Origin of the sequence: Kocuria sp. APC 4018, assembly GCF_030407675.1 — a bacterium.
Classification (GTDB): Bacteria; Actinomycetota; Actinomycetes; order Actinomycetales; family Micrococcaceae; genus Kocuria; species Kocuria rhizophila.
In genome coordinates, this window is the sequence record NZ_JASDCY010000004.1 from 72299 (window position 1) to 79159 (window position 6861).

Here is a 6861-nt window from a genome sequence, read left to right on the forward strand (position 1 = left end):
GCCGCCGTGCGCACCCGCGCGGCGGCGGCCACCGAGCACCACCCGTACGCCACAACGTCTCCTCGAGAGGGCAGCCCCGCCGACCATGAGCACCACTCCTTTCCACCTCAACGCTCCCGGGATCGCCCACGACCCCGACTGGTTCCGCAAGGCCGTGTTCTACGAAGTGCTCGTGCGGGCCTTCTCGGATGCGAACGGCGACGGCTCCGGGGACTTCACCGGTCTGATCGAGAAGCTCGACTACCTGCAGTGGCTGGGCATCGACTGCCTGTGGCTGCCGCCGTTCTACGAGTCCCCGCTGCGCGACGGCGGCTACGACATCTCGGACTACTACTCGGTCCTGGACGAGTTCGGCACCGTGAGCGACTTCAAGCGGCTCGTGGCGGAGGCCCACGCCCGCGGGCTGCGGGTCATCACGGACCTGCCCCTGAACCACACCTCGGACCAGCACCCGTGGTTCCAGGCGTCCCGCGAGGACCCGGAGGGCCCTTACGGGGACTTCTACGTGTGGTCGGACACGGACGAGAAGTACCAGGACGCCCGCATCATCTTCGTGGACACCGAGGTCTCCAACTGGACCTTCGACCCGGTGCGTCGGCAGTTCTTCTGGCACCGGTTCTTCTCGCACCAGCCGGACCTGAACTTCGAGAACCCCAAGGTCGTCGAGGCCGTGTTCGACGTGGTGAAGTTCTGGCTGGACATGGGCATCGACGGCTTCCGGGCGGACGCCATCCCGTACCTCATCGAGGAGGAGGGCACGAACTGCGAGAACCTCCCGGGCACCCACGACTTCCTGGTCAAGCTGCGCGAGATGGTGGACCGGGAGTACCCGGGCCGTGTGATCGTCGCGGAGGCCAACCAGATGCCCCACGAGGTCGTGGAGTACTTCGGCACGGAGGAGTCCCCGGAGTGCCACATGTGCTTCCACTTCCCGATCATGCCGCGGATCTACTACTCGCTGCGTGACCAGAAGGCCGCGCCGATCGTCTCCACCATGGCGAACACCCCGCAGATCCCGCGCGGCACGCAGTGGGGCACGTTCCTGCGCAACCACGACGAGCTCACGCTGGAGATGGTCACCAGCGAGGAGCGCCAGGCCATGCTGGGCTGGTACGCCCCGGACTCCCGGATGCGCGCGAACATCGGCATCCGACGCCGCCTGGCCCCGCTGCTCGACAACTCCCGCGCGGAGCTCGAGCTCGCCCACGCCCTGCTGCTCTCCCTGCCGGGCTCCCCGTTCCTGTACTACGGGGACGAGATCGGCATGGGCGACAACATCTGGCTGGACGACCGGGACGCCTCCCGCACCCCCATGCAGTGGACCCCGGACCGCAACGCCGGCTTCTCCACGGCGGACCCGGGCAAGCTGTGCCTGCCCGTGGTGCAGTCGCTGGTCTACAACTACACGCAGACCAACGTGGAGACCCAGCTGGCGTCGTCGTCCTCCCTGCTGCACTGGATCCGCCAGATGCTCATGGTCCGCAAGGCCCATCCCGCGTTCGGGATGGGCGAGTACGTCAACGTGGACACGGACCACGAGTCGGTGCTGGCGTTCCTGCGCCGGCTGGCCCCCGAGGACGCCGAGGACGGCGTGGGGGAGACCGTGCTGTGCGTGTTCAACCTCGCGCACACGCCCGCGAGCTGCTCCGTGCACCTACCGGAGTACGCGGGGCGGGGCACGCGTGAGCTGTTCGGCGGCGAGCCGTTCGGGGAGTTCTCGGACACGGGTGACTACCGCGTGACCCTGGGCTCGCAGGACTTCTTCTGGCTGCGCCTGCGCCAGGCTCAGAGCACGGACGGCAACCACCCGGAGACGGTGGCCATGCCGATCATCAAGCCCGCGCGAGGCGAGTGAGCCCGCGCGGGTCCGCCCGCGCGAGCGCGACAGTGACTTCCAGACGAAAGCGGGGGATCCCCATGACGGATCAGCAGGTTCTCGACAGGTTGCGCGACTGGTTGCCGAGCCGGCGGTGGTTCCCGTTCACGGCCACCCCGGACCAGCTGCGGCTGAGCGTGGTGGGCCGTGCCGGGGTGGACGCCGATGACAGGTGGGAGTCCCAGCCGGGACGCGAGCGCATCGTGCTCCTGGTGGAGGTCACGGTGGGGGAGCGCAGCGAGCTGCTCAACATCCCCGTGCTCCTCTCGGAGGAGGCCGTGCCGGAGCTCGAGGGCTTCGAGATCGGCTCCTACCGGACCGGCGGGGACGGTTCCGTTCCGGAGGGGCCTGCCTCGGCTGCCGACGGGGCGTCGTCGTTCCTGCGCCGGGCCGTGTCCCAGGCGGGGGCGCTGCTGGACCGGCGCCGTTCGCAGGCCCGAGACACGCCCTCCGGGCAGCAGACGGGAGCCCCCCGGGATGCCGCGCGGCCGGCGGACGGGAGCACGGTCCACGTCTACGACGCCGTGGGTGACCCGGTGTTCATGGACCGCGTGCTGCGCATGATGGACGCGCAGCTCACGGAGGGCGGCGTGCTGCGCCACGGCATGGGCCTGCACGGACGCCACACGGGCGCGCTGAACACCGACTACCGGATCGCCGGCGCGGAGCAGATCCACGTGATCACCTCCGAGCAGTCCAACACGTCCGTGATCCTGCGGCCCGCGGACCGTGGGGAGGACGAGTCGGCGCTGCGGGAGGACGCGGTGATCGTCAAGTTCTTCCGCGTGGTGGGCGAGGGGCGCAACCCGGACGTCGAGGTGGGCGTCAGGCTCACGGCGCACCGTTCTTCTGCGGTGCCCGCCACGGCGGGGTGGATCGACGCCCAGTGGCGTCAGGGCCTCGTGACCACCTCGGGGCAGCTGGCCGTGGCCGCGCAGTTCCTGGACCGTTCGCGCGACGCCTGGGAGATGACGGTGGCCGCGGCCACGGAGGGCCGCGACTTCACGGAGCTCGCCCGGGACCTCGGGGTCACCACCGCTCGCGTCCACGCGGACCTGCTGGCGGCCTTCGACCCCACGGAGGCGGACGACGACGCCCGGCGCCGCTTCCTGGGGGACCTCACCGGCCGCGTGAGGTGGGCCTGGGAGTCCTGCGGGGAGCGCTTCGAGCAGCTGCGCCCCGAGCTGGAACGTGTTCTGGAGGAGCTGGCGGAGATCCGCGAGATCCCCCCGCTGCAGCGGATCCACGGCGACTACCACCTGGGACAGGTGCTGCACAGCGACGCGCAGGGGTTCCGCATCCTGGACTTCGAGGGTGAGCCGCTGCGCCCCATCAAGGAGCGGGTCCGCCCGGACGTCGCCCTCCGGGACGTGGTGGGCATGCTGCGCTCGTTCGACTACGCGGGCGCCATGGCCGGCAGGGAGAACGGCCGGGACATGGGTGAGTGGACCAGGGCGGTGTCCGACGCCTTCCTGGAGGGCTACAGTTCGCGCAGCGGAGTCCCCGTGGACACGGACGGTGTCCTGTTCCGCGTCCTGTGGCTGGACAAGGCCCTGTACGAGGTCGTCTACGAGGAGCGCAACCGGCCCGACTGGGTCCGGGTGCCGGCGGACGCCGTGGTTCGTTCGCTTGAGCATGCCCGCTCCCGTACCGTGAACAGTGAGAACCACGAGAGCCCATCAACCCCGTCCAGAACCGAGGATTTCGTGACCACTGAGCACCCCCGTCCCTCAGATCCCCACGCCGCCACTGACCGGGCGCCCGGCACCGCGCCCGTGTCGCAGGACGCCGCCGCCGACGCCGCCCGCCCGGCTGCGCGTCCGGACGGCGCCGTGCACGCGGAGTCCACGCCCGTGGCCGACGGGAGTCCGGTGTCCGGCACCGCTGCCGCAGCGGGAACCGCCGGCAAGAGCACGGCCTCCGTGGACGCGGCGGACAGCGGTGCCGCGGCGAGGACCGGTGAGGGTGCGGCGTCGACCCCCGGTGCCGGGAACGCAGCGCACACCACGGCCGAGGACGGCACGTCCTCAGGAACCGGGGCCGGCGATGCCGCCGACGCACGGGCCGGGGCGGTTCCTGCGGCTACGCAGACCGGTGGGAACGGTGCGGCTGCGCGGGTCGGCCGGACGTCGTCGGGCACTGCGGCCGGTGGGCCCGCGCCCGTGACCGAGGAGGTCCTCGCGGCCGTGGCCGAGGGGCGGCACCACGATCCGCACTCGGTGCTCGGAGCGCACCCCAACCCGGACGGCTCGGTGACCATCCGCACCCTGAGGCGCTTCGCCACGTCCGTGGCGGTGCGCACGCCGGACGGCATCTTCCCCCTGGAGCACGAGTGGGGCGGGATCTTCACCGGTGTGGTCCCCGCCCACGAGAAGGGCCGCATCCCCGACTACCGGGTCGAGGTGAGCTACGCGGGCAAAGAGCCCGAGCTCGTCGACGACCCCTACCGCTTTGCACCCACCCTGGGCGAGCTGGACCTCCACCTGATCGGGGAGGGACGGCACGAGACCCTGTGGGAGGTGCTCGGCGCCCACGTGCGCCGGTACCCCTCGCCGCTGGGCGACGTCACCGGCGTGAGCTTCGCGGTGTGGGCTCCCAATGCCCAGTCCGTGCGCGTGATCGGCGACTTCAACGGCTGGGACGGTTCCGAGCACGCGATGCGTTCGCTGGGCTCCAGCGGCGTCTGGGAGCTGTTCGTGCCCGGCATGAAGTCCGGGGACACCTACAAGTACCGCATCCAGGGGGCGGACGGGGCGTGGCGGGACAAGGCCGACCCCATGGCCTTCGGCACGGAGATCCCGCCGTCCACCGCGTCCCGCGTGTTCGAGTCCGACTACGAGTTCCGCGATGCCGAGTGGATGGCCGCGCGGGCGGCGACCGACCCGCACAACGCGCCCATGAGCGTGTACGAGATGCACCTCGGGTCGTGGCGGATGGGTCTCGGCTACGTGGACCTCGCCCGGGAGCTCGTGGAGTACCTCACGTGGCAGGGGTTCACCCACGTGGAGTTCATGCCCGTCGCGGAGCACCCCTTCGGCGGGTCGTGGGGCTACCAGGTGACGGGCTACTACGCGCCGTCCTCGCGCTTCGGCTCCCCGGACGAGTTCCGCTACCTGGTGGACCAGCTGCACCAGGCCGGGATCGGCGTGCTCGTGGACTGGGTGCCCGGGCACTTCCCCAAGGACGAGTGGGCGCTGGCCAACTTCGACGGCCAGCCGCTCTACGAGCACCCGGACCCCCGCCGCGGCGAGCACAAGGACTGGGGCACGCTCATCTTCGACTACGGCCGGCGTGAGGTGCGCAACTTCCTGGTGGCCAACGCCAACTACTGGCTCGAGGAGTTCCACGTGGACGGGCTCCGCGTGGACGCGGTGGCCTCCATGCTGTACCTGGACTACTCCCGCAACGACGGCGAGTGGGAACCCAACCAGTACGGCGGCCGGGAGAACCTCGAGGCCATCGCCTTCCTGCAGGAGGCCAATGCCACGGCCTACCGGCGCAACCCGGGCATCGTGATGATCGCGGAGGAGTCCACCTCCTTCCCCGGCGTCACCAAGCCCACGAGCGCGGGCGGGCTGGGCTTCGGCATCAAGTGGAACATGGGCTGGATGCACGACAGCCTCGAGTACATGGCCGAGGACCCGATCAACCGGCACTACCACCACAACAAGGCCACGTTCTCCATGGTCTACGCGTTCTCGGAGAACTTCATCCTGCCGATCTCCCACGACGAGGTCGTGTACGGCAAGGGCTCCCTGCTCCGCAAGATGCCGGGTGACCGGTGGCAGCAGCTGGCCAACGTGCGCGCGTACCTCGCATACATGTGGGCGCACCCCGGCAAGCAGCTGATCTTCATGGGCACGGAGTACGCCCAGGAGTCGGAGTGGTCGCAGGAGCACGGTCTGGACTGGTGGCTCTCCGAGACCCCGCCGCACCACGGTGTCCAGGAACTGGTCAAGTCCCTGAACGAGGTCTACCGGAGCACCCCGGCGCTCTACTCGCGGGACAACGACCCCTCCGGTTTCGAGTGGATCGACGCGAACGACGCGCAGCGCAACACGCTGTCCTTCACCAGGTGGGACGACCAGGGCAATCCCCTGGTGTGCGTGGCCAACTTCGCGGGCAACACGCACGAGGGGTTCCGGCTGGGTCTGCCCTGGGCCGGCGAGTGGGAAGAGGTGCTCAACACGGACGCCGAGCAGTTCGGTGGTTCGGGCGTCGGCAACCTGGGACGCGTGACCGCCACCGAGGGGGCGTACAACGACAAGCCGGCCTCCGCAGAACTGACCGTGCCGCCACTCGCAGTGCTGTTCCTCAAGCCGGCCGGCAACTCGGCCACCGCCGGAACCCGCACCACCGAGCACGGGAACACCACTCCCTGACCTCACACCCCGGCAGGCCGCTGTGGCCTGTGCGGCAACAGGACGACGAACCCGTGGACGGCACCACGCCGACCGCGGGTTTGTCGTATCCCGGGGCCGCGTGTAATGTCTTTTGAGTTGCTGCGGCGACGGCCCAGCGGGCCGGAACGGGGCAACGGATCAGGGATCTCCCGCGGCGTCCGCTTCGACGTGGTCGAATCGTGTGCTAGGATGAATCCCCGCAAGTTACCGAGACAACGGCGACATCGAACGGCAACCTAGAGTTCACCTCAGGTTGCGTAAGATGGCGCCGGACGGTAACCTTGCAGATCGCAACCGACCGTGGTGGTCCTCGTGATGGGGAGTTGCGTTGTGGTGTGTTGTTTGTCAACTCAATAGTGTGTCTAGTTTGTTGATACCAGAAGTTTTATATTTTTGGTTGATGGCCCGATGCCTTTTCAGGTGTTTTCCCGTTTCCTGGGGGTGTTGGGTGTCAGCTGGGATCCCATCGTACCGCGCCTTGTGTGGTGGGTGGTTTCTGTTGAATTTTTTTGACGGAGAGTTTGATCCTGGCTCAGGACGAACGCTGGCGGCGTGCTTAACACATGCAAGTCGAACGCTGAA

Annotated in this window: 2 protein-coding genes and 1 rRNA gene; all 3 read left to right on the forward strand. The window is 69.1% G+C overall.

The annotated features are described in order from the left end of the window. Positions 1-85 precede the first annotated feature (85 nt). Entirely contained in the window at positions 86-1855 is a 1770-nt protein-coding gene (treS, locus tag QL985_RS01635) for a maltose alpha-D-glucosyltransferase (RefSeq protein ID WP_259906111.1), read from the forward strand. A 62-nt stretch (positions 1856-1917) separates the two neighbouring features. Continuing rightward, positions 1918-6258 (forward strand): 1,4-alpha-glucan branching protein GlgB, encoded by a 4341-nt coding sequence (glgB, locus tag QL985_RS01640; RefSeq protein WP_259906112.1) that lies wholly within the window; start codon positions 1918-1920, stop codon positions 6256-6258. Between the two features lie 530 nt (positions 6259-6788). Then, positions 6789-6861 (forward strand): 16S ribosomal RNA (locus tag QL985_RS01645); the annotation flags it as partial.